Below are 23,100 nucleotides of genomic sequence, written 5' to 3'. Positions count from 1 at the left end.
CCGGAATCAAGCGCACAGGGAAGTGCTTGTAGCGTTTTTTGGACAGCCCCTCTCAATAGTGCAGCCCGCCAAACCTGCAGACCTGGCAAATAATACGCGGAACACAACTACCAGGCTCACAACAACAAAAGGTAAACTCCACCCAGAACTGAACCAAGAAGGAACCAGCCATGCCAATCTGGGTCGATGCCGACGCCTGCCCCGTCCCCATCAGGGAAATTCTCTGCCGCGCCGCCACCCGCTGGCAGGTTGAGACGACCTTCATCGCCAACCACGCCATCAACCTGCCGCCGAGCCCCTACATCAAACGCCGGCAGGTCCCCCAGGGGTTTGATGTCGCCGACAACGAAATCATGGACCAGATGCACCAGGGCGACCTTGTTATTACTCAGGACATACCCCTGGCCGCCGAAGCCATCGAAAAGGGTGCGGACGTCTTCAATCCCCGCGGACAGGCATTCACCAGGGAGAATATCCGCCAGCGCCTGGCCATGCGCAACTTCATGGAAGAAATGCGAAACGCCGGCCAGGTCACCGGCGGCCCGCCGCCACTCGCCCAGACTGACCGCAAGGAATTTGCTGACAAGCTGGACCGCTGGCTGCAACGCAACACCCGCAAGTGATAATGATTCTGTTTTAAAATCCCGGAAAATCCGCTACCCTTGCCGCCCTTTTGTCTGCAGATTCACGGGAGACGAGCGTAGTATGTCCGCACACAGTCATCACGCCACCAGCAGCTTTGCCGCCCTCGGCCGCCTGCTGAAGTACGCCCGGGGTTACCGCAGGCAGATTATCGCTGCGACCACCTGCTCCATCATCAACAAGCTGTTCGATATTGCCCCCGAGATTCTGATCGGTATTGCCATCGATGTGGTGGTGAACAAGGAAGAGAGTTTTGTCGCCGGCCTCGGTTTCGACACCGCACAGGAACAGATCACCATCCTTGCCGTGCTCACCTTTTTTATCTGGGCCGGGGAATCCATATTCGAGTACCTGTTCCAGATTCTGTGGCGCAATCTGGCCCAGCGCCTGCAGTCGGACCTGCGACAGGATGCCTACGAACACGCCCAGAAACTGGACATGAGCTTCTTCGAGGCCCGCAGCTCCGGCCAGCTGGTTGCCACCATGAACGATGACGTCAACCAGCTGGAGCGGTTCCTGGACGGTGGCGCCAACGCCATGATTCAGGTAGTGGTAACTGTTGTTGCGGTGGGAGCGGTGTTCTTTGTGCTGTCACCACTGATTGCCCTGCTGGCCTTCACACCCATTCCGCTAATCGTCTGGGGCGCTTTCTACTTCCAGCGCAAGGCCGGCCCGCTGTACGCGGATGTGCGGGAAAAGGTGGGCGACCTGTCCAGCCGCCTCGCCAACAATCTGGGTGGCATTGCCACCATCAAGAGCTTTACCGCGGAACAGCGTGAAGCGGAACGCCTGAAGGCCAGCAGCGAGGCCTACGTGGAGGCCAATCGCAGGGCCATTCGTATCAGTTCAGCGTTTATCCCGGTGATCCGCATGGCCATCCTGGCGGGCTTCCTTGCCACCTTTACCGTGGGTGGCATGATGGCGCTGGAAGGTACCCTGAATGTTGGCGCCTACGGGGTACTGGTGTTCCTGACCCAGCGCCTGCTGTGGCCCCTCACCGGTCTTGCCGAAGTGATTGACCTGTTTGAACGGGCCATGGCCAGTACCCGCCGCATCCTCGACCTGCTGGCTGAGCCGGTGCATGTCCGGGACGATGCTGACAAAGCTCTTCTGCAGCCGGTAAAGGGCGAAGTCACCTTCGAGAACGTCAGCTTTCACTACCCGTCCAGCGGTGCTGGCATCAACAACGTATCGGTTCAGGTTCCCGCCGGGAACACTCTGGCACTGGTTGGTGCTACCGGTTCCGGCAAGTCGACCCTGATCAAACTGCTGTTGCGCTTCTACGACCCCGCCGCAGGGCAGATTCGCATCGACGGGCAACCCATTCAGTCCGTCAGCCTCAAATCTCTGCGCCAGGCCATCGGATTGGTCAGCCAGGATGTTTACCTGTTCGAGGGCAGTATCCGTGACAATCTTGCCTATGGGTTCCCCGACGCCAGTGATGAACAGATCATTGAAGCGGCAAAAACCGCTGAAGCCTGGTCTTTCATCGAAACACTGCCAGAAGGGTTGTCCACGGCTGTGGGCGAACGCGGAGTGCGCCTTTCAGGCGGTCAGCGCCAGCGACTTTCCCTGGCCCGGGCGCTGCTGAAAGACCCGCCTGTCCTGGTACTGGACGAAGCTACCAGCGCCGTCGACAACGAAACCGAAGCTGCCATCCAGCGATCTCTCAAGCGCATCGGCCACAACCGCACGGTGATCATGATCGCCCACCGGCTCTCCACCATTGTGGAGGCTGACACCATCGCTGTCGTGGATGGGGGGCAGATTGTGGAGTCAGGCCGCCATGAGGAGCTACTGAACACTGATGGCCCCTACGCTGCCCAATGGCGGGTGCAGACTGGCCAGGCATGAATCCAGGCCAGTGGTGCCACTGAATACATAATACTAGATTGATAGTGATTCGCATTTAGATTATTCTGCAGGCCTCAGAAACACGGGAGCCTGCATGTCTGCGTTCTTCGAAGTATCCAGCCTGGATGTGAACATCGGCGATACCTCCATCCTTCGGAACATCAGTATTGAGTTCCGGGAAAGTGAGGTTACCGCGCTGCTCGGGCACAATGGCTCAGGCAAGTCCACACTGCTGAAAGTCCTGGCCCGGCAGATGTCACCCACTGCGGGCCAGGTCAGCCTGCTTGGCACGTCTGTGCGCACCACCGGCGCACGGGCATTTGCCCGCATGGTTGGTTACCTGCCCCAGCATCCGCCGGGCACTGATGGCCTGACAGTGCGGGAGCTCGTCGCCCTGGGCCGCTATCCGTGGCGCGGGCCTCTGGGCCGATACAACGATGAGGACCACGGGCTGATCGACCAGGCCATAGCCGACACTGGGCTTGACCACTTTCAGCACCGTTCTGTTGATACCCTGTCCGGGGGCGAGCGCCAACGGGCATGGATAGCCATGCTGCTGGCCCAGCAAACCCGTTGTCTGCTGCTGGATGAACCCATCTCTGCTCTGGATGTAAAACATCAGGTGGAAACCCTGCGCCTGGTGCACCGACTGGCGGAAGAACGGGAACTTACAGTGATTGTGGTGCTGCACGACGTGGACCTGGCCGCCCGTTTCTGTGACCGGCTGGTGGCCCTTGAAACCGGGCAGTTGATCGCTGACGGCAACCCCCGGGACATTATGGACCCGAGGGTGCTGGAAACCATCTACGGTGTACCCATGGGCGTGATGGAGCGTGCGCCGGGCCAGTGGGTCTCCTATGTTCACTGAGTCGTCTGTCAGAGCCTTTATGGCTCTGCTGCTCACCGGCCTGTTGTCGTTACCGGCCAGCGCCGGAACCTGGCAACACGAGCACGGTACCATCACCCTGGACAAAGCACCGGAACGGATCGTTGCCCTGAACTGGGCAGCGACGGAAGCCCTCCTGTTGCTGGGCGTAACGCCCGTGGGCGTGGCAGACCGTGATGGCTATGACGTATGGGTGAATCAGCCGGCGCTTCCAGCCGGAGTTCCCAATATCGGAACCCGCGTGGCGCCGAGCCTGGAGGCCATCGCGGAACTCAACCCGGACCTGATCGTTACCAGTTCGGAAATGGCGCCCGCCTCCGGTCTGCTGGCAAGCATCGCACCGACTTACGCAATCAGTGTGTACAGTGAAGACAACAGACCGTTCGAAAAAGCTACCGAGATGCTGATAACACTCGCCGAAATGCTTGGCCGTGAAGACCGCGCCAACGCCATTCTGGCGGACATCGAGCAGACCCTGGAAGCCCAGCGCCGACGGCTCGAAGAGTCCGGGATGACAGACAGGCCGGTTGCCCTGGTCAACTTCCTGGATGACCGCCACGTGCGCATATACGCACCCAACGGCCTGTATCAGAGCACGCTGAGCGCCCTCGGGCTTGAAAATGCCTGGCCCCGGCAAGGCAATTTCTGGGGTTTTTCCGTTGTCGGGCTGGAAGCCATCGCTCCCTACCGGAACAGCCGCATTGTGGTGATTTCCCCGGTTTTGCCCGGGCTCGCCGGCACCCTGGCCAACAGCCCATTCTGGACCTACCTGCCCCCGATCGCACGCAACGAGGTGTACCAGGTAGACGCCGTGTGGCCATTCGGCGGTGTTTTCCCGGTCAAGCGGCTGGCAATCATGCTCACGGATGCCCTGCTGGAAGGAGGCTCGGACAATGTACGCTGAAGCTTCCGGGCTGCCCGCGTCGCGCCCTGCCATCCCCGCAAAGCTGCCAGTGGCGGCGGTTGTACTGTGGTTCGGCGCCCTGATTGCCAGCTCTGCGCCCTGGTTTAACGAACTGGACATCGGGGCGCTGCTGTCTGCCTTCTGGACCTTTGATCCCAATAATTATTCGTCGGTACTGGCGCACTACAGTTGGGCTCCCCGGGTGTCCATCGCCATCCTGATCGGCTGCGGGCTGGGTCTGGCCGGAGCCGTTACCCAACAGATACTGGGCAACCCCCTGGCCTCTCCCACCACCCTTGGCGTGGAGGCCGGTGGCCAGTTTGGCATTACCGTCGCAACACTGTTCGCGCCGGGCTTACTGGCCTTCAGCCCCGACCTGGCAGCCATTGCCGGAGGTTTGCTGGCCATAGGCATGGTCATTGCGCTTACCTGGCGGCTCGGATTCTCACCCGTTACCGTTATCCTGGCGGGGCTGGTGATCACCTTCTTCCTCGGCGCCATGAATATGGCGTTCCTGCTGCTCAAGGGTGAATGGCTGGGTAACCTGTTTATCTGGGGAGCCGGGTCCCTGGTACAGAATAACTGGGGCCCGTTCATGGAGCTCTGGCCTCGAGTGACCCTCCTTGCCATTCTGATGTTGCTCCTGATGCGCCCTCTGCAATTGCTGCAACTGGGGCAGACTTCCGCCAGTGCCCTGGGTGCCAGGGTCGGGCTGATTCGTGCTCTGGCATTATTGCTGGTGGTATTGATGACAGCCACGATTGTCAGCCGGGTTGGCGTAGTGGCCTTTGTGGGACTGGCCGCACCGGTGCTGGCCCGTTTGCTGGGTGCCCGTACACTGGGCAACAGGCTGCTTTGGGGTACTCTCATGGGGGGAGGCCTGCTGCTTCTGGCAGACACCCTCGCACACTGGGCTTCCACCTGGGGTGACGGTTCTCTCGTCCCCACGGGCACTACCACCGCCCTGATTGGCGGCCCTGTCATTCTGCTGGCCCTGCAGAGTTTTCGGAACACCCATCACATGCCGGGACAGGAATCCGGTCCGGCGGGTTTCCTGCCCAGACGCCGTTCACCCGTTCTGGTTACCGGCATTATTACCGCACTGCTTTTCATCACCGTGATTGTGTCCATGGGCTGGGCTCCGGGCCTGGACGGCTGGAACTGGACGGCGATCCCGCAATGGGACCAGGCCTGGGTATGGCGCGGCCCGAGGCTGCTGGCAGCCATGCTTGCCGGCGTGGCGCTGGGACTGGCCGGCACGCTGATCCAGAGGATGACGGGCAATCCCATGGGCAGCCCGGAAATGCTGGGCATCAGCGGTGGCGCCGCACTGGTCATGGTATTGATTGTACTCTCGGGCGCGGAAGTCAGCCGGCCTGGCCAGCTTGGCGCGGCCACACTGGGTGCCGCTGGCGCCCTTGGCCTGTTGATTCTGCTCGCCCGCAGACACCGGTTTGCAGGTAATCAGTTGCTGCTTGGCGGGCTGGCCCTGTATGTGTTCATGGACGCCGGCCTGCGGCTGGTTATGGCTTCTGGGGGGACTGTTGCCTCGCAACTGCTGAACTGGATGTACGGTTCCACCTGGCTGATTTCTGAGAGCGAGGCTTTGGGACTACTGGGCTTTATGGTGCTGGTCAGCGGTTTACTGCTGTTGATTGTGCGCCCACTGACGATTCTGCCCCTCGGCGATACGGCGGCATCCTCCCTCGGACTTTCGGTGGCGCGTGCACGGCTGCTGCTGCTGTTACTGGCGGCGGTGTTGACGGCCTCGGCGACGGTCGTTATCGGCCCACTGAGTTTTGTGGGGCTGATCGCACCGCACCTGGCAAGGGTGCTGGGCCAACAGACGGTTGGCAGGCAGTTAATCGTGGCAGCTTTGGTGGGCGGCCTCCTGCTTGCCGTGGCGGATTACCTGTCACGGATCGTGGTCTTTCCCAACCAGTTGCCGGCCGGCTTGCTGGCTGCGCTGGTAGGCGGTGTCTATTTCCTGTGGGGATTAAGCCGCCATGGGCCGCACCTGACAACGCCAGAATGACGGCCACATGGGTCGAGCGTTACGCCCGGCTGCTGGTGTCAGCCAGGCTGAACCGGGAATCCATCTTCGCCCAGGCTCTTCAACCTTCTCCCATTGAACGTCGTGGTCTTTTTTCTCTTGCGCAGTGCCTGGAGCAGCCGGCGCTGCTGGTTGATCAGGTCAAAGCTGACTGCCCGCAGGCCTCCGATACTCGCGCAGTCCGGGCCCGGGTTTCCGTACTTCAACAGGATCTGGCGTTGAATGTGATTGCCCCACTCACCATATCCCTGTTCCGGTACGGCCAGGCTGCCCTGCCCGATCCCGAGCGCATTTTTCTCGCTCCTGCGGAGGATGGAGAGACGACCACCTCACGATGGTTCCAGACGCCAGGTGCGCCGGCCGTGGATGAAGCACATTTTGTCCGCTCGGTCGGGAGGCAGACAAGAGCGTGGTATCCCGTGTTCAGGCAGCAACTGGAGGTGAGCCCCGGAGCCTACTGGAGCAGTATCGGCCTTGGACTGGGGGCGCCATTTTCGATGGTGTGGAACCTGGCAGAGCCTTATGAAATCTGTGATCTGGCCCAGCGCTGGCTCGGAGAGTTCAGCAACGACGCCAACCGGTTCATCGACTGGATTCCCGCCGTGTTTGGTGGGCAGACGACGGCTATCCCGCAGCGGAAGGGGTGTTGCCTGAAGTATCTGTTACCCGAAGGTGATTATTGCGGCACCTGTGGTGTCTATCGCAAGCCGCGACTGGCAGCCCTCAGGCACCAACAGCCGAACCCAGGGCCAGGCCAATGGCAACCAGGCCGATAACCGCGCCGGCACCGGCAGCAAGCTTTAATCCTTCAATCATTTCCTGTTCGGGCGTCATTCCTTTTCCTTCCTTCTGTCGCTAAGTCAAAAGGAGGGGGCGAAAATGATTCCCCGCCCCCGGCTTTCCGGTCAGTAAACCCAGGAGACCGTCAGGCTGGCGTTCGCCGGGGCTCCGTAGAAACCCTGGGCAGAAGCGCCAAACTTCTTGAGGCTCTCGATGTATTTCTCATCGGTCACGTTGTTGACGTTCAGCGTGGCGTTCCAGTCACGGGCGAAGTCGTAGCTGGCCATCAGATCCACCACCGCGTAGCTTTCCTGCTCGGTAACGATCTTCGCTCCAGCGTTGGGACCGGTTGTGGCCTCGCCCTGCTCCTGGCTGATGGACGACTGCCAGCGCACCTGGCTTCCGACCTCCAGGCCTTCGACGCCTGGTACTTTCCACGTTCCCCGTAGCTGTGCCAGGTGCTCCGGCACAAAGGATCTGGCAGAGTTGCCATCCGCGTCTTCGATGTTCACGTAGGTGTAGCCAGCGAACAGCTGGATGCGGTCGGTAACGTCACCAACAAATTCAAGCTCGACACCCTCGTTCTGAAGACCGTCGATGCCACGGTAGTAGGGGTCTGCGGTGCCGGGAAATGTGCCGGCGGCCTCTGCCACGTTCTGCTGCTCAGTCTGGAACAGGGCAATAGTGGTGTTCACGCGGTCATCCGCGAACTCACTCTTGAGCCCCAGCTCATAGTTCACGCCATCAATCGGGTCCAGCCGGTCGCGGTTGATGTCCAGTTCGGCTTGTGGGGTGAAGATTTCGGTGTAACTGGCGTAAACGGAATGGTCGTCGTTCAGATCATAGATCAGCCCGGCGTAAGGTGTTTCAACCGCTTCATAACTGGTTGTTTTTGTGAGGCCGTAGCTGGTGCCTTCGCTATCGAGCCAGGTGAGACGAAGCCCGGTAATGGCCGTCAGCCTGTCAGTCAGGGTCCAGCGCGCAGCGGCGTAGGTTGAGGTCTCTCGGTCTGTCCAGTCCGATCCACCGCCATCGCTATCAAATGCGGGTTTCGGATAATCTCCAGTCCATTGCTCCAGTGGTGGAAGAGGAGGCAACGTTTCCGAGGTAAACAAAGACTTGTCTGTCGTCTCTGAACGCGACCAGCTGGCACCTAGAACGAGCTCGTGAGTACGATCTGCAAGGCTGAAGGGGCCGGTTGCATAAATATCCACCATCAACTGTTCAGTATTCAATGTATATTCGCTAGGAAAAGGAGTAACCCCCGTGCCATCGGGAGCTGGCGCGCCCCACCAGTAGAAGAGTTCTGATTCGCTGTCATTCTCCAGCCGGAATACAGTGCCCTTGGCCTGCCAGCCACCAGCCAGTTCCTGCTGCAACTCCACGAAACTGTTGTGCTGGGTGTTATCCCAGTAGGCCCAGTCCGAAGCGGTGCTGGTTGAGCGGGCGAAATCTGTTGCGGTGCCGTCGGTGTAGAACAGCGGCAAAGCGCCCCACAGCGGGCTGTCGGTATCGGAGGTCTGGATGGAGTGGCCCAGTGTCAGCAGCGTGGTGTCCGTCAGATCTGCCTCAAGCACGCCGTAGAACATCTGTTTCTCATTGCTATAACGGTCCAGGTACGAATCCTTGTCCTCGTAACCGGCTACTACCCGGCCACGGATGGCGCCGGATTCTGAAACCGCGCCAGATACATCCCCGACGATACGCTTCTGGTCCCAGGATCCGCCGGTGACAGCAACCGAGGCATTGGTCTCTGCCGTCGGACGTTTGCGGATGAAGTTAACGGTTGCCGATGGATTACCGGAGCCGGTCATCAGGCCATTGGCGCCCCGCACCACCTCGACCCGGTCAAAAAATGCGGTGTCCAGTTCGCCCTGGACGTTATCGTAGACCGCCGGCAGGCCGACGCCATCATACTGGAAGTTGTTGATGTCAAAACCGCGGGAGGTGTAATAGGTGCGATCAGTCTCAACCGATTCTACCGTCACGCCGGTGGTGCCTTCGAGAACATCGTTGATATCGTTCTGTGCAAAATCGTCCATCTGCTCGCGGGTCACCACCGTTATTGCCTGCGGTGTTTCCCGGTGGCCGAGCTCCATCTTCATGGTTGTTGTGGTAGTGCCACTGGTGTAACTGCCGGTGGACTCTGACGACACCTCGCCGCGCTCGGCGGATACATCCAGTGCCTCCAGTGTTATGGGCTGATTTTCCTGGGCAGAAGCGAAAGCGGGCAGGGTTGTACAAACGATCGCGGTGAACAGCGCCTTGCGGCGGAACAGGGGTTCCGGAATTCGGGGCATCTTTTTCTCCGTTGCAGGGTTCAGTGTGGGCTCAAGTCTTATTTGCTTATCTTAATACGAATCATTATCGTTTAAAACAAAGAATCACTGATTCCCTGATTTTTTAGGGCCCGACCTGTTTTCTCTGCAGACAAGGCTCCTCGCAGGAGCGCTCCAACTGCTATCCTCAAATATCAACAGGTATTGAACGGCGCCAACAGAAACGGAGGTTCCCATGCGAACTTGTAAACGCCTGATCCTTGGCCTCAGTTTTGTGCTTGCTTCAGCACCGGCCCTGTCGGAACAGACATTCTCTTCCGACAAAGCGGAATTCCGGCTGGAAACGGTGGCACAGAATCTTGAACATCCCTGGAGCCTGGCGTTTCTGCCAGACGGCTCCCAACTGGTCACCGAGCGTGAGGGCCGATTGCGGCGCATTCGGGATGGCAAACTGCAAGAAGAGCCCGTCAGCGGCGTGCCTGATCTGGTGGTTTCAGGCCAGGGCGGACTGCTGGATGTCATCCTGCACCCGGAATTTGACGACAACCGGACCCTGTTTCTCAGTTATGCCCACAAGATCAGCGGCGAAGGCATGACCACACGGGTGGCAAGGGCGAAGCTCGAAGGCGATCGGTTATCCGATGTCGAGGTTATTTTCGAGGCATTGCCGCGGGGTAACACAAGCCGCCACTTCGCAGGCCGAATGGAATTTGACCGGGATGGTTACCTGTACGTTGCCGTGGGGGACCGTGGTGAGATGGACCGCGCACAGAAAACCGACGACGACGCCGGTGGCGTTCATCGCCTGACCACTGACGGAAAACCCGCACCCGGCAATCCGTTCACCGACGACCCTTCCGTAAACGACACCTTCTTTACCTACGGCAACCGCAACATCCAGGGCATGACCATTCACCCGGACACCGGCGAAATCTGGAGCCATGAGCATGGGCCCAGGGGTGGTGACGAAATCAATATCATTCGTGCCGGCAACAATTATGGCTGGCCCGACGTCACCTACGGCATCGACTATTCAGGGGTACCGATTACTGACAGGACCACCATGGAGGGCGTAACCGACCCACTGCATTACTGGGACCCCTCCATCGCCCCCTCCGGCATGGCCTTTTACACTGGTGACGAGTTTCCCGAATGGCAGGGGGACCTGTTCGTGGGGGCGCTGAAAATGCAGAAACTGGTGCGGCTGAGCATCGAAAACGAGGATGTCAAAGAGGAAGAGGATCTTCTGGAAGGCCTGGGGGAGCGCATCCGCGACGTACGGATGGGGCCTGACGGCGCCCTCTGGTTACTGACAGACCATTCCGATGGCAAGGTTTACCGGATAGTACCTGCGGAATGATCCGGCACCGTCAGTTCGGATCATAGCTTCTTTCGGTTTTGTCGTACTGGGGAATATCATCGGTAATGGCAAACCAGTCCGACTTGGAGCCGACATAAACGTGTGATGCCGGCCCTTTGCCCAGAGGCTCGTTGATCATACCGACCCGCAGACGCAGGATACCGGGAATGGCATCAACCCGGCTGTAGAGCTGGCTGCCACAGCGTGGACAGAAACCCCGGTACTTGCCGGGGCGGGATTCGTATTCGCGGATCAGTTCCTCACCCGCCGTAAATCGGGCACGGATTTTCTGTATCGGCGCACTGGCGGAAAACGCGCTGCCGTGGGCGCGCCGGCACTGGCTGCAGTGGCACAGAGCAATCGGTCCCAGCGGGCCATCGTATTCCAGTTTGATATCGCCGCAAAGGCATTGCCCTGTCAGCATGATTTGACCTCGATCGTTAATCGGCTTGCCGTGTTTCAGGGCCGGTATGATAACCACCCGGCACTTGAAGAACCAGCGGGCGAACACCAGATACAGGTCACAGCGTTCACAAAGGAGGACACCATGGCATTCAGCACACTTCCGAAAATCGGAATGGGTACGTTCCGTCTGAAGGGTAATGATGCGAGAGACGCGGTGAAAAGCGCCCTCTCACTCGGTTACCGGCATATCGATACCGCCCAGATGTATGAAAACGAGTCTGAAGTGGGCGATGGCATTACCTCCAGTGGCATTCCGCGTCGCGAGATTTTCCTGACCACCAAAATCTGGTACGACCAGCTTCGCCGCAGTGACCTGATCAACAGCCTCCACGATAGCCTGGCACGACTTAAAACGGACCACGTGGACCTGACCCTGATCCACTGGCCGTCACCGGACGACGAGGTGCCCATGGAAGAATATCTCGGTGCCTTGCGCGACGCACAGCGGGAGGGGCTGACAACACACATCGGCATTTCGAACTTTACCTGCGCCCAGATGGACCAGGCGAAGGCTATTCTGGGAGAGACGCCCATCTTCACCAACCAGGTAGAGGTACACCCCTTCTTCGCCAATCGCAAGGTAGTCGGCCATGCCCAGAAGCTGGGCATCACTGTGACGGGCTATATGCCTCTTGCCGTGGGCAAAGTGATGGAAGATGAAACCCTGATCCGCATCGGCCGTGAGCACAATGCGTCACCGGCGCAGATTGCCATTGCCTGGATTGCCTCTCGTGGCGTGGTGCCAATTCCTTCATCGACCCGGCCCCAGCACCAGAAGGCCAACCTGGATGCGCTCGACATACCCCTCAGTGCAGAGGAAATTGCCGGGATCGACAAGCTGGACCGGGGCGAGCGTATTGCTAATCCCGATTTTGCACCGGCCTGGGACTGAACCAGAAGCTCATGACCGTCAGCACCAGCGTGAAAAGCGGGAGGACAAACATCAGCCGGGTGCCGAGGGTCCACAGAGTTGCTGCACTGAACACAGACCACAGCAACGGCAGCAGCAGAAACAGCCAGCGAACCCGCCTCGGTAACAGCAGCAGGCAAGGCACTGATGCAGCAATTGTCACATCGGGCGCAATCCCGAACAGCGCAATGGCCTGCCAGTTGCCGGACTGGGCCACGGCCAGCAGAGACAGCAGCGCTGTCATCGCCAACCAGGCGGTGCCGGCATGCCATTGGCGTGCAGGCTTTTCAGGGCTTCCATCCCACGGCCAAACCAGGGCCGCTACCGTCAGCAGCGCGGCCTGCAGAATAAAAGCCCAGCCAAACCAGGTGGCTGGTATGTTGATGGGGCCGTAATACTCCATCAGGAACCCGGCACCACTCCATATCCATGCTGCCGCCAGCAGCAACAGAACGGCCCGTTTCGCAGGCTTGTCGCCGCGCACCAGCAGCCCCGCAACCAGCACCATCATGGCAACCGCGCCGCCCTGCCAGGGCCAGAAATCCTGATTGATACGAACAAAGAGCCGGAGAAACACCTCCGGCCCGAACATCAGGAAATCCGACAGCGAGTAGCTGAACCAGAATACGTCAGTCATAACCCCGCCACGTAGTCGGCCATTTGCCGGCGCTGTTGCTCATCCGGAAGGTTCCCGTACTGCGCTCCCATGTTCTCTTCCATGTGTTTCACTTTGGTTGTCGCCGGAATGGCACAGGTAACGGCGGGATGGGACACGATGAACTTGAGGAAAAACTCTGCCCAGTTGCCGCACCCTGCCTCTGCCGCCCATCCGGGCAATGGTTCGGACTGGTAGCGACGGAACAGGCTGCCCCCCTGGAACGGGCGGTTGGCGATGACGGCAATGCCCCGCTCTCTGGCCAGAGGCAGCAGCCGCTGTTCGGCTTCCCGGTCCAGCACATTGTAGGTGAGCTGCACAAAATCCAGCGGCTCCTGCTCCATTATTCGTGCGAAATCCCGGTGGCGGCGCCCGTGGGAGGTGGTGATACCCAGATAACGGATATCCCCGTCCGCCTTCATCTGTTTGAGGGTCTCAAGGTGAGGTTCCCAGGCCAACAGGTTATGTACCTGCTGCAGATCGAAACGATCGATACCCCACTTCCGGCGCGATGCCCTGTCCTGTTCCCGTGTGGCGCCACCGTCGCGGGTCCAGATCTTGTTGGCGCCGAATACCCGCTCATGGGCATTGAGAGCATCCAGTGCCTCGCCCATCACGTCGTCGGCCGAGCCATACATGGGCGACGAGTCCACCAGCGTGCCCCCCCATTCGAAGAACGTCTTCAACACCTGCGTACGCTCACTCACAAGATGCTGATCGCCACCCACATTGAAGGTGCGCCAGGTGCCCATGCCAATCACGGGAAGTGGTTCTCCCGAAGACGGAATCGGCCGCGTGATAGCTTCTGCGCCGGGCGCAGCCATCAGCGCCGACATGCGAACTGAAAGGCCGGCGGCCGCCAGTGTGGCCAGGAACTGCCTTCGGGTCCATTGTGTTGCCATAGCTCAGTCTCCGGTATCCATTGCGCTCATGATTGCATTACGTACCCGCACAACTTCAGTTCAGGTTCTGCCCTTGTTGATATCCTAACGCTGAGGATGCTCGTGCGCTAACCTGTTGATTAAATGGAGCACTTACAACTATTAACAAAAAGCCAGTATAAACAACGACACTACTGGCATTTTTTAACGTCATATATAGTCTCTCCACATAGTACGGGCAGGAATTTTGGGCTATTGTAGGTAGATCGAGAATCAACGAGCGTTGCACCATGCTGCTGACGGCACGAAGCCATTGTTACAAGACCCATAACGGAACAGGCCGCCAGCAAAGTCGGGCAGTGCCGCGCCTGCTCGTTTCTGCCATGGTGCTCTTACTCTCATTGGGCACCGCATCCGCTTCCGATTCATCGACCACCACCGAAACAGCCACCCCATCCAAGAAAACCTGGAGCGGCCAGATGCGCGATTACGCCTTTCGGTCGCTGAATGACGAGCAGGCGTTGAGCATGGCTGCGATTCCCCTCAACGGCCCGGGCATTGAGCAGTATATTAACGCCGACGCGCTGATGAGCCCCGGATCCATTATCAAGCTGATTACCACCTATGCCGCGCTGGAAACTCTGGGTCCAACCTATCACTGGAACACCAGCTTTTATACCGATGGTGACCTCGTGGGCGACACGCTCAACGGCAACTTCTATGTTGATTTGGGCGGAGATCCGAAACTGACCATCGAGCGCCTCTGGAGCACCCTGATCGAGCTTCGCGGCATGGGCATCAGCGCCATCCATGGCAACCTGGTACTGGATGGCGACGTGTTCAGGCTGGCTGACGGACTGCCCGGCTTCGACGACAATGGTGACAACCCCCATGCGCCGTTCCTGGTCCAACCGTCACCCTACCTCACCAATCTTAACCTGGTGCACTTCCAGGTACGGGCCGACGAACGCGGCACCCAGGCCTGGAGTGCGCCCTCGCTGAACGATGTTGTGATCGACAACAGGGTAACCGCAGTAGCCGAAGGGCCCTGCCCTGCCCGCAGACGCTTTGACTGGAAACCGATCTTCCACGAGGACCACCGGGTAACCGTCAGGGTCACCGGTGAATTACCCCGGGGCTGTCGCACAACCGCGTATCTGTCTGTGTTGCCTCACGAGCAGTACACCGCTTCCCTGATACGCTCGCTGCTTACCGATATGGGCATCGAGATCAGCGGCAAGAGTCTGCTGGCCAGCACACCGGAAGATGCCCGGCTGTTACTGAAAACCACCTCGCCTGACCTGGTGACGATGGTGCGGGACATCAACAAGTGGAGCAGTAATGTCATGGCCCGTCAGCTGTTACTGACCATTGGCGCCGAGTACCGGCTGGACAGCGATGAAGATGACCGGGTTGCCGGCATCCGCGTGATCTACAAGTGGCTTCAGGACAAGGGCATCAATACTGCTGGCATGGTTATCGATAATGGCGCCGGCCTGACCCGTCACGGCCGCATCACTGCCCGCCAGGGCGCACAGATTCTTCAGCACGCCTGGAACAGCGATTACTCAGCCGATCTGATGGCTTCCATGCCGCTGATTGCAATGGACGGCACAATGGCCAGACGGCTTAGAAATGCCGGTCTTGACGGCAAAGGCCGCATCAAGACCGGATATCTGGAAAACGTACGCTCTATTGCCGGCTTTACCCGGGATGATACAGAGACTACCTGGGCCGTTGTCGGCATGGTCAACAATGACCCGGCCTGGAACGGTCAGGCGGTACTGGACCGGATTATCTATTCTCTCCACCATCGTCCACCTACCGGAACAACCCTTTCCCGGGCGCCGTCCGGTGGCACCGGGATTCGCTGATCCCAACACTCCCAAGTGACTGACTCCGGATACCTGCATCCAGCGAGTCATCGGGGTCGAATCTCACCGCCTCACTCCGTGACTGGCGAAGTTTATTGCCATTCCATCAGGCCAGATGCTGAACTGGCTGCTAACCTTAATCGTAACCGCAGCAGATATCCTGATTGTGGAACGCATTCCCTGAAGCCGGGGTTCGAAATACAGGGTGTCTGATCAAGTTCAGGCAGGGCTACCGTCCCTGCCCTTCACTGTAAGGAGATAGTGCATGAACAAGCATACTTCGATGTTAGGCGCTGCCAGTATTCTCGGCATCGCGGTCATTGTAGGTGGCTGTGCCAGTTCCGCCGAACGGCCGGATGGAAAGCTGCAAACCGCAGAGTCTGCTATCCAGCAGGCGGTGTCCTCGGATGCCAGGGAATTTGAGCCGGTATTGCTTAACCAGGCACAAAACAAAGTAGCCGATGCCGAAGAACTGATCGAAAAGGAAAACTATCGGCAAGCTGGCCGGCTTCTTGAGCAGGCAACCGTGGATGCGCAGCTGGCCGGTGCCCGCTCAGACACCACGAAGGCAAAGCAGGCGGTAGAAGAGATCAATAGAAGCATCGAGTCTCTGCGCCAACGAATTGAAAATCGCCAGTAAGGCCTCAGCGGAAAAAGGAGATTGTTATGAACAAGCGCAACATGACTTTGGGCATGGCGGTAAGCTTTTCTGTGCTGGTGGCCGGATGTGCCAGCACACCCCAGGACAACGAAAAGGTCGATGAGGCCAGGACCGTCTACGAAGAGATCAGGGATGATCCGAACGTCGCCCGCAGTGGAGATCGCCAGTTAAGAAGCGCCAGGAACCAGTTGTCCCGCGCCGAAACCCTGCTCGAAGAAGGCGAAGACGTGGCCGAGATTGAGCACGCTGCCTACCTTGCCAAGCGCCACGCCCAGATTGCCAGAGAGCAGGGCCAGCGGGCCGAATTGCAGCAACAGATCACTTCTGCCGAAGAACGTCGCAAGGAACTTGAATTGCAGATGAGCTCCAGCGCCGCTGAAGAAGCGAGACGGGAGGCTGAAGAACTCCGCCGTCAGATGGAAGAAATGCAGGCCGAGCAAACAGACCGGGGAATGGTGCTGACATTGGGTGATGTGCTGTTCGACCTCAACCGGGCAGAACTGAAGCCTTCCGGTGAAGAGACTGTTGAGCGGCTGGCAGAGTTCATGAAAGAGTATGAGGAGCGCCGTGTGCGTGTGGAGGGCTACACAGACAGCACCGGCGAGGCATCCTACAACCAGGCGCTGTCTGAGCGCCGTGCGGAAAGTGTGCGTGATGCACTGGTGGCGATGGGCATCAGCCCCGACCGGGTAGAAACCAAAGGATTTGGCGAACAATACCCGGTAGCAAGCAATGAGACTTCTGGCGGACGACAACAGAACCGCCGGGTAGAAATTGTCATCTCCGACCAGGAAGGCAATATCGATACGCGGTAATGGGATTCCGGAGATGTAAGCTAAAAAAAGCCCCGGATGATCCGGGGCTGAACTATCAACGCTTTGAATAGTTATACCTGATTACGTGTTGAGCCCCTTGACCGGATCAGTTTGGCTATCAATTGAATACCGACTACGCAATAGAATTCCATCTGAAAACTTTCCATCAACGTATCATCCGGACAACGTATCAGGGTTGAATTCCATGTTGCGCCCCGTGTGTATTGCATTAATCGGTTTGCTGCTGCTGGCAGGATGCAGCTCCACCAAACTGGCCTACCGCTATGCGGACTGGGGCATTATCTGGTGGGTGGACGACTATATTCCCATGACAGCGGAGCAGGAATCCCGGCTTGAGCAGGACATACGGGAGCTCCGCCAGTGGCACTGCAGCACTGAACTACCTCTCTATTCCCGGTGGCTGACTCAGCTGCATAGCGATGTTCACGCTGGTGACCTGGACCAGGCGACAGTTGCCGGCCATCAGGAAACGCTGTTTTCTTTCTTCCAGCCCTTGGTCAATCGGGCGAAGCCTGCAGCTACCCGCCTTCTGGCAAGTCTGAGTGATGACCAGGTGCAGCAGCTGGCCGCCAATATGGAGGACAGCCAGGAAGAGCTGGAAGCCGAATTCCTGGCGGACAGTCCCGAGAAAACCAGGGCGGCCCGGGCGGAGCGCACCATTGAGCGGATTGAGCGTTGGCTGGGCTCACTGAACAAGCGCCAGCGGGAAACTGTCAGCGCCTGGTCCGGCGCCCGTGGTGAACAGACCGAAATCTGGCTGGAAGGCCGGCGCAACTGGCAACAGGCCTTGCTGGAGGCCCTGAAGGAAAGAAGGGATAGCGATAGCTTTGCCGACCGGATCAGTTACCTGATCGACAACAACGAAGCGGTACGCGGGAAAAGGTATCAGCAGATGATTTCCGAAAGCCGGACAGCGCTGTCGGAACTGATGACCGAACTGTTACAGCAGGCGGATCAACGCCACCTGGATCACCTGGCGGAACGCGCGGCGGAACTGGAAAGAGATTTCGATACCCTCGCCTGTGCCAGCGAGGATACCGAAAGCGGTAATGGCTGACGTCAGATCGTCAGATAGCCACCGTCCACATTGATGCAGGTGCCTGTGGTGTAACTGGAGGCACCAGAGGCCAGATAAAGCACTGTCCCCGCCATTTCATCAGGATCGGCCACCCGCTTCATGGGGATGTGGGCCATGGCCTGCTTCTTGATGGCTTCGTTGCTGGTCAGCGCACTGGCGAATTTGGTGTCGGTCAGGCCCGGCAACAGGGCATTCACCCGCACATTCTGCTGACCCAGCTCCATGGCGAAGGATTTGGTCATGGAGATGACCGCTGCCTTGGTTACCGAGTAGATACCCTGGTAATGGCCAGGATTAACACCGTTGACGGATGCCACATTGATGATAGAGCCCCCGCCATTTTTCTTCATTATCTGCGCACCACGGGCACACATAAAGAAATAACCGCGAATATTGACGTCAACTGTCTTGTGATAGGCGCCCAGGTCCGTGTCCTCAATCGGGCCGAAATAGGGATTGGCCGCCGCGTTGTTGACGAGGATATCCAGCTTGCCGTGTCTTGATTCGATGTGCTGCCAGATGTCTTCTATCTGGTCCATTTCACCGATGTGGCAGGCATAGGCCTCGGCACTGCCACCAGCCTCGCGAATGCTGCCGGCCACGGCTTCGCAACCGTCGATCTTGCGGCTGCTGACAATCACATGGGCGCCATAGCTGGCCAGGGTGCGGGCGATGCTTTCACCAATACCGCGGCTGGCACCGGTGATCAGGGCAACTTTACCGCTCAGGTCAAACAGGTCTTGCTTGCTCATTCTTCACCTCAATTCGTTATCGGAAGGTCACCAGGGAGGCGTCTTCAGCTTCCAGATGACTGTAGTTGTTAAAAACCGCGAGGCTGCGGCGGGGCCCTGAGTGCAGAATCCGGGTAACGCTGGTATTGGCAATGACAGAATTTATGTCCAGGGCTTTACGGTCACTCAGTTGCAGCAGATGTTGGGCGATAACGGCAATGGGGCCGCCGGAAGTGGACACCAGGGTGTCGCCGCCGTCTGCGTATTCAATCAGTTGCTCCAGTGCCGTGATCACCCGTTCGCGGAAATCGCCCCAGGTTTCGGCGTACTCGCCATCGTGCTCACCACCGACCCATCGGGCCATGGCTTCCTCGAATACCTGCTGGAAAGCTCTCGCGGGTTTGGGAAAGGCGGCGAGATCCCGCGTCATACGCTCACGGTCCTGCCATTCCGGACGCAGACGCTCGACCACCTGGAGATGGTCGAACTCGTTGAAGCCCTCAACCACCTGCATATCCGGCAGCGCATCGCCGTAACCACTGGCAAGGGCTTCCACGGTTTCCCGGTGGCGCTTCATATTGCCGCCGAATACCGCACTGGGCGTCACTTTGCCCGCCAGCCAACGGCCAAGAACATGACTCTGCTCCCAGCCACGGGGCGACAACTGGTCGTAGTTTTCCTCGCCGAAACTGGCCTGGCCATGGCGAATCAGATAGATCGTTGCCATTACAGTTCACTCGCCTCAATCAGCCTCTGGCAGCGCTTTTCCAGGTAATTGGCGGCATGGCCGAACGCCGCAAAACGCTTGTCTCTGGTCTGGCCATGGTAATAGCGGTAATAGATCTGCTGGACAATCACCGCCAGCCGGAAAAGGCCGTAGATTTCATAAAAGTCGAAGTTGTCGATTTCAACGCCGGATTTTTCCGCATAGTAAGCGACCATTTCGTTGCGAGTCAGCATACCTGGCCGATGGGTGGGTTGCCGACGCAGCATCTGGAAAGCACCTTCATCGTCTGCTTCAACCCAGTACGCCAGGCTGTTGCCCAGATCCATCAGTGGATCGCCAATGGTGGCCATTTCCCAGTCCAGCACACCAATCACTTCAAACGGGTTGTCCGGGTTCAGCACCACGTTATCGAAGCGGTAGTCGTTATGAATGACCACCTGGGCAATGTCCTCCGGCATCTTGTCACTGAGCCAGCCCATGACGGCTTCAAAATCGCCCACGTCGTCGGTTCTGGCCTTGCGGAAACGGTCACTCCAGCCGCCAATCTGGCGCTGAACATAACCGGGGCCTTTGCCCAGCTTATCCAGACCCGTGGCTCTGGCATCGACACTGTGCAGGTCCACCAGCTTGTCGATCACATTCAGGCACAGCTTGCGGGTATCCGCCTCGCTGAGCTCAAAATCTGCGGGGAAATCCTGGCGCAGGATGATGCCTTTCAGGCGCTCCATGACGTAAAAATCGCAGCCCAGTACGTCATGGTCGTCGCAGATGGCAACGATGTCGGGAACATAGGGAAATTCGGGCTTGAGGGCCCGCATCACTTTCGCTTCCCGCAGCATGTCGTGGGCGGATTTGGCGATCTTTCCGAACGGCGGCCGGCGCAATACGTAGGAACGGTCACCGTAATCCACCTGGTAGGTGAGGTTGGACGCACCACCGGGGTACTGCCTGATCGCAGGCACGCCTTCCAGGTCCGGAACGGCCTGCTTCATGAAGCGGTCAACAGCCGCGACATCCAGCTCTTCGCCTTCGCGGATATCAACAGCCTGGTCGATCTGGGTCATTCAGGGCTCTCCTCTGTTTCCAATATGGCAGCCGGCCGCGTTCAGGTCTTGCCGCCCATTTTCTTCATCCAGCGCCTGCTTTCCTGGTGCATCAGCCAGTCAAATGCTTTGGGCGCGTGGCGCTTGACCATCCACATCCGGCGTTCTTTCGCGTGGGGCAGCACCCAGAAATCACCCTTCTCCACTGAGCGGATGATATCGTCAGCCACATCCCCCGCAGTGATGGTGGAGCGTTTCATCAGCTTGTTCACGTTCTGCTGTATGCCGGGAATATCCGACCGCATGCTGCTGGTCAGGTTGGTCTGGAAAAACGCCGGGCACACACAGCTGACGTGAATACCGGAATCTCTCAGTTCCTGGCTAAGGGTTTCCGAGAGCGCAATCACACCGGCCTTGGATACATTGTAGCTGTCCATCAGCGGCGCGAGCATAAGCCCTGCCATGGAGGCAATGTTCACAAATGCGCCGGTGCCCTGTTTCTTGAACTGGGGGGTAAAGGCCTTGCAGCCCCGAACAACACCCAGCACGTTGATGTCCATGATCCATTCCCAGTCGGCCATGGTGGTGTCTTCAATGGAGCCTGCGGAGGCAACACCGGCATTGTTCACAACGACGTCCACCCCACCCCACTTACCGGTAAGATCCTCACAGATTTTCTCCAGATCCGTCAGCCGGCGCACATCGCACTCAACGAAGTAACCTTCGCCACCAGAATTGTTGATTTCCCGCTCAACAGCAACACCCTGTTCCCGATTAATGTCACCAATGCAGACTCTGGCGCCTTTCCTGGCATACTTCAACGCAATCGCCCGGCCCAGACCACTGGCCCCGCCGGTTATAAATACTCGCTGTGTCATCTGTGTTTCACCGTTGTCTTAGTTATCTGAGTTCGTTTTATCTGAATCCGTGCAAGAGCTGGAGCCGGATTACTCTTCCAAAACACGCTGTGAATACGTCCCTGTACGCTCCGCTCCGCCATCCATGGCTCCGCAGGGTTTTGGAAGAGTAATCCGGCTCCAGCTCCCCAACATGTCAGTGAACTGCTTGATCCCCGCTCGACACTGAAACGCACTGAAGTCCGACTCCCAAAATTCGACTGAGCGGACGGACGGGGCGTTCTGAAACTGTGCGGAGCCAGGGATGGCGGAGCTCAAGCGCCACATGGATGTGCTTGAGCGTGTTTCAGAACGCCCCGTCCGTCCGCTCACACTCCGAAGTTAGTGGCCTCACTTCCGGTATTTAGCCAACTCCAACCGGGCAACCATCGCCCGGTGAACCTCATCAGGGCCATCAGCCAGGCGCAGCACCCGAGCATAGGCGAACAGCTGGGTCAGTGGGAAGTCGTCGTCGCTGACGCCGGCACCGCCGTGAATCTGGATCGCATCGTCCACAATCTGCTGAAGCATCTGCGGAATCACCGCCTTGATCATGGAGACTTCCTGCAAGGCACCGGCGATACCCTTGGTATCCAGGGCCCAGGCACACTTCAGCGTCAGCAACCGCGCCTGCTCAATCGACATGCGGGCATTGGCGATGATGTCCGGATTGCCGCCCAGTTTGGCAATGGGACGACCAAAAGCCTCGCGGCTGGTGGCGCGCCTGATCAGCAGTTCAAGGGTACGTTCCGCCGCACCAATGGCTCGCATGCAGTGGTGAACACGGCCCGGACCCAGACGGCCCTGGGCGATTTCGAAGCCGCGGCCGGGGCCGGCGATAAAGGCGCTTTTGGGCAGACGCACGTTCTCGAAGGAAACCACACCGTGGCCGTAGGGCTCGTCGTAGGCGCCGAAAACGGGCAGCATGCGTTCGATTTGTACACCCGGGGCATCAAGCGGCACCAGCACCATGGAGTGGCGGCGGTGTTTGTGGGCATCGGGATCGGTTAGGCCCATGAAGATGGCAACCTTGCAGTCCGGGTGGCCGACACCGGTACTCCACCATTTGCGGCCGTTGAGGACAACTTCGTCCCCTTCCACGATGGCTGTGGCTTCCATGTTGGTAGCGTCGGACGAAGCGACGCCCGGCTCTGTCATGCAGAACGCGGAACGTACTTCGCCACTTTGCAGGCGCGGCAGCCATTCGGCTTTCTGTTCGTCAGAGCCGTAGTGGATCAACACTTCCATATTGCCGGTGTCCGGCGCATTGCAGTTGAAGATTTCCGGCGCGATAAAGCTGCGGCCGGTTTCTTCGGCAATCAGTGCATAGTCAGAGTTAAGCAGGCCGCAACCGTTTTTCTCGTCCGGAAAGAACATGTTCCAGAGGCCTTCGGCCCTGGCCTTTTCCTTCAGTTCCCTGATCACAGGCAGCACGACCCAGCGGTCTTCCTGCGCCATCAATTCCTTGTGGTACTGCTCTTCAATGGGGAAGATTTCTTGCTTCATGAAGGTTTTGACGCGCTCGAGATAGTCCTGACCTTTTTCGGAAATCGTGAAATCCATCGCCGTATCCTCGTGGTTTGAC

21 protein-coding genes are annotated in these 23,100 nt (G+C 58.6%); 12 read left to right on the top strand and 9 right to left on the bottom strand.

All coding sequences use genetic code 11. From position 1 onward, the window contains the following. Positions 1-170: 170 nt before the first annotated feature. From DIT72_RS11500 to DIT72_RS11475, 6 genes are all read left to right on the top strand, one after another. Positions 171-623 (top strand): YaiI/YqxD family protein, encoded by a 453-nt coding sequence (locus tag DIT72_RS11500; protein ID WP_135955384.1) that lies wholly within the window; start codon positions 171-173, stop codon positions 621-623. Between the two features lie 82 nt (positions 624-705). After that, entirely contained in the window at positions 706-2,496 is a 1,791-nt protein-coding gene (locus DIT72_RS11495) for an ABC transporter ATP-binding protein (RefSeq protein WP_135955383.1), read from the top strand. Between the two features lie 94 nt (positions 2,497-2,590). Continuing rightward, positions 2,591-3,364, top strand: coding sequence for an ABC transporter ATP-binding protein (locus tag DIT72_RS11490; protein WP_135955382.1), 774 nt, complete (start codon positions 2,591-2,593; stop codon positions 3,362-3,364). A gap of 19 nt (positions 3,365-3,383) precedes the next feature. After that, on the top strand, positions 3,384-4,286 hold the full coding sequence (locus DIT72_RS11485) for an ABC transporter substrate-binding protein (protein ID WP_228260793.1): 903 nt from the start codon (positions 3,384-3,386) through the stop codon (positions 4,284-4,286). Next, positions 4,276-6,321 (top strand): Fe(3+)-hydroxamate ABC transporter permease FhuB, encoded by a 2,046-nt coding sequence (gene fhuB / locus DIT72_RS11480; protein WP_135955380.1) that lies wholly within the window; start codon positions 4,276-4,278, stop codon positions 6,319-6,321. Before DIT72_RS11485 ends, fhuB begins: the two co-directional genes overlap by 11 nt. After that, entirely contained in the window at positions 6,318-7,115 is a 798-nt protein-coding gene (locus tag DIT72_RS11475) for a (2Fe-2S)-binding protein (protein ID WP_135955379.1), read from the top strand. The genes fhuB and DIT72_RS11475 overlap by 4 nt, the downstream gene beginning before the upstream one ends. 129 nt (positions 7,116-7,244) lie before the next feature. On the opposite strand, the gene DIT72_RS11470 is transcribed toward DIT72_RS11475, so the two are convergent. Then, positions 7,245-9,419 carry a TonB-dependent siderophore receptor gene (locus DIT72_RS11470; protein WP_135955378.1) on the bottom strand — a complete coding sequence of 725 codons (2,175 nt, stop codon included), beginning with the start codon at positions 9,417-9,419 and terminating at the stop codon, positions 7,245-7,247. Between the two features lie 214 nt (positions 9,420-9,633). On the opposite strand from DIT72_RS11470, the gene DIT72_RS11465 reads away from it, so the two are divergent. After that, complete coding sequence (locus tag DIT72_RS11465; RefSeq protein WP_135955377.1) at positions 9,634-10,758, top strand: PQQ-dependent sugar dehydrogenase; 1,125 nt, start codon at positions 9,634-9,636, stop codon at positions 10,756-10,758. 10 nt (positions 10,759-10,768) lie between these two features. On the opposite strand, the gene DIT72_RS11460 is transcribed toward DIT72_RS11465, so the two are convergent. Continuing rightward, positions 10,769-11,182 (bottom strand): GFA family protein, encoded by a 414-nt coding sequence (locus tag DIT72_RS11460; protein WP_135955376.1) that lies wholly within the window; start codon positions 11,180-11,182, stop codon positions 10,769-10,771. 123 nt (positions 11,183-11,305) lie between these two features. Between DIT72_RS11460 and dkgB the strand changes: the two genes are divergently transcribed. Continuing rightward, a complete protein-coding gene (gene dkgB, locus DIT72_RS11455) occupies positions 11,306-12,115 on the top strand; it encodes a 2,5-didehydrogluconate reductase DkgB (protein ID WP_135955375.1) in 810 nt (269 codons plus the stop codon). Here dkgB and DIT72_RS11450 read toward each other — a convergent pair. Further along, positions 12,084-12,770 (bottom strand): DUF6064 family protein, encoded by a 687-nt coding sequence (locus tag DIT72_RS11450; RefSeq protein WP_135955374.1) that lies wholly within the window; start codon positions 12,768-12,770, stop codon positions 12,084-12,086. The genes dkgB and DIT72_RS11450 overlap by 32 nt on opposite strands. Further along, positions 12,767-13,690: an aldo/keto reductase gene (locus tag DIT72_RS11445; protein ID WP_135955373.1), complete on the bottom strand. Its 924-nt coding sequence runs from the start codon at positions 13,688-13,690 to the stop codon at positions 12,767-12,769. The genes DIT72_RS11450 and DIT72_RS11445 overlap by 4 nt, the downstream gene beginning before the upstream one ends. 269 nt (positions 13,691-13,959) lie before the next feature. On the opposite strand from DIT72_RS11445, the gene dacB reads away from it, so the two are divergent. The 4 genes from dacB (at position 13,960) to DIT72_RS11425 (ending at position 18,097) form a co-directional block, all read left to right on the top strand. After that, complete coding sequence (dacB, locus tag DIT72_RS11440; protein ID WP_407657972.1) at positions 13,960-15,543, top strand: D-alanyl-D-alanine carboxypeptidase/D-alanyl-D-alanine endopeptidase; 1,584 nt, start codon at positions 13,960-13,962, stop codon at positions 15,541-15,543. 265 nt (positions 15,544-15,808) lie between these two features. Next, on the top strand, positions 15,809-16,183 hold the full coding sequence (locus tag DIT72_RS11435; RefSeq protein ID WP_135955372.1) for a DUF4398 domain-containing protein: 375 nt from the start codon (positions 15,809-15,811) through the stop codon (positions 16,181-16,183). Positions 16,184-16,209: 26 nt separating this feature from the next. Further along, on the top strand, positions 16,210-17,019 hold the full coding sequence (locus DIT72_RS11430) for an OmpA family protein (protein WP_135955371.1): 810 nt from the start codon (positions 16,210-16,212) through the stop codon (positions 17,017-17,019). Positions 17,020-17,224: 205 nt separating this feature from the next. Continuing rightward, positions 17,225-18,097 (top strand): DUF6279 family lipoprotein, encoded by an 873-nt coding sequence (locus tag DIT72_RS11425; protein WP_135955370.1) that lies wholly within the window; start codon positions 17,225-17,227, stop codon positions 18,095-18,097. Between the two features lie 2 nt (positions 18,098-18,099). Here DIT72_RS11425 and DIT72_RS11420 read toward each other — a convergent pair whose 3' ends face one another. The 5 genes from DIT72_RS11420 to DIT72_RS11400 all read right to left on the bottom strand — a co-directional run bounded on the left by DIT72_RS11420 (position 18,100) and on the right by DIT72_RS11400 (position 23,078). Continuing rightward, complete coding sequence (locus tag DIT72_RS11420) at positions 18,100-18,870, bottom strand: SDR family oxidoreductase (protein WP_135955369.1); 771 nt, start codon at positions 18,868-18,870, stop codon at positions 18,100-18,102. A 16-nt stretch (positions 18,871-18,886) separates the two neighbouring features. Continuing rightward, entirely contained in the window at positions 18,887-19,576 is a 690-nt protein-coding gene (locus DIT72_RS11415) for a histidine phosphatase family protein (RefSeq protein WP_135955368.1), read from the bottom strand. Beyond that, positions 19,576-20,640, bottom strand: a complete 1,065-nt coding sequence (locus tag DIT72_RS11410) for a phosphotransferase family protein (RefSeq protein ID WP_135955367.1) — start codon at positions 20,638-20,640, stop codon at positions 19,576-19,578. The genes DIT72_RS11415 and DIT72_RS11410 overlap by 1 nt, the downstream gene beginning before the upstream one ends. Positions 20,641-20,681: 41 nt before the next feature. Then, complete coding sequence (locus tag DIT72_RS11405) at positions 20,682-21,497, bottom strand: SDR family oxidoreductase (protein WP_135955366.1); 816 nt, start codon at positions 21,495-21,497, stop codon at positions 20,682-20,684. Between the two features lie 369 nt (positions 21,498-21,866). Beyond that, positions 21,867-23,078 (bottom strand): acyl-CoA dehydrogenase family protein, encoded by a 1,212-nt coding sequence (locus DIT72_RS11400; protein WP_135955365.1) that lies wholly within the window; start codon positions 23,076-23,078, stop codon positions 21,867-21,869. Positions 23,079-23,100 lie beyond the last annotated feature (22 nt).

It is taken from the genome of Marinobacter orientalis (genome assembly GCF_004792665.1).
Taxonomy (GTDB): Bacteria; Pseudomonadota; Gammaproteobacteria; order Pseudomonadales; family Oleiphilaceae; genus Marinobacter; species Marinobacter orientalis.
The sequence above is the reverse complement of the archived record's forward strand: the minus strand, read 5'-3'. Positions and strand labels throughout refer to the sequence as shown.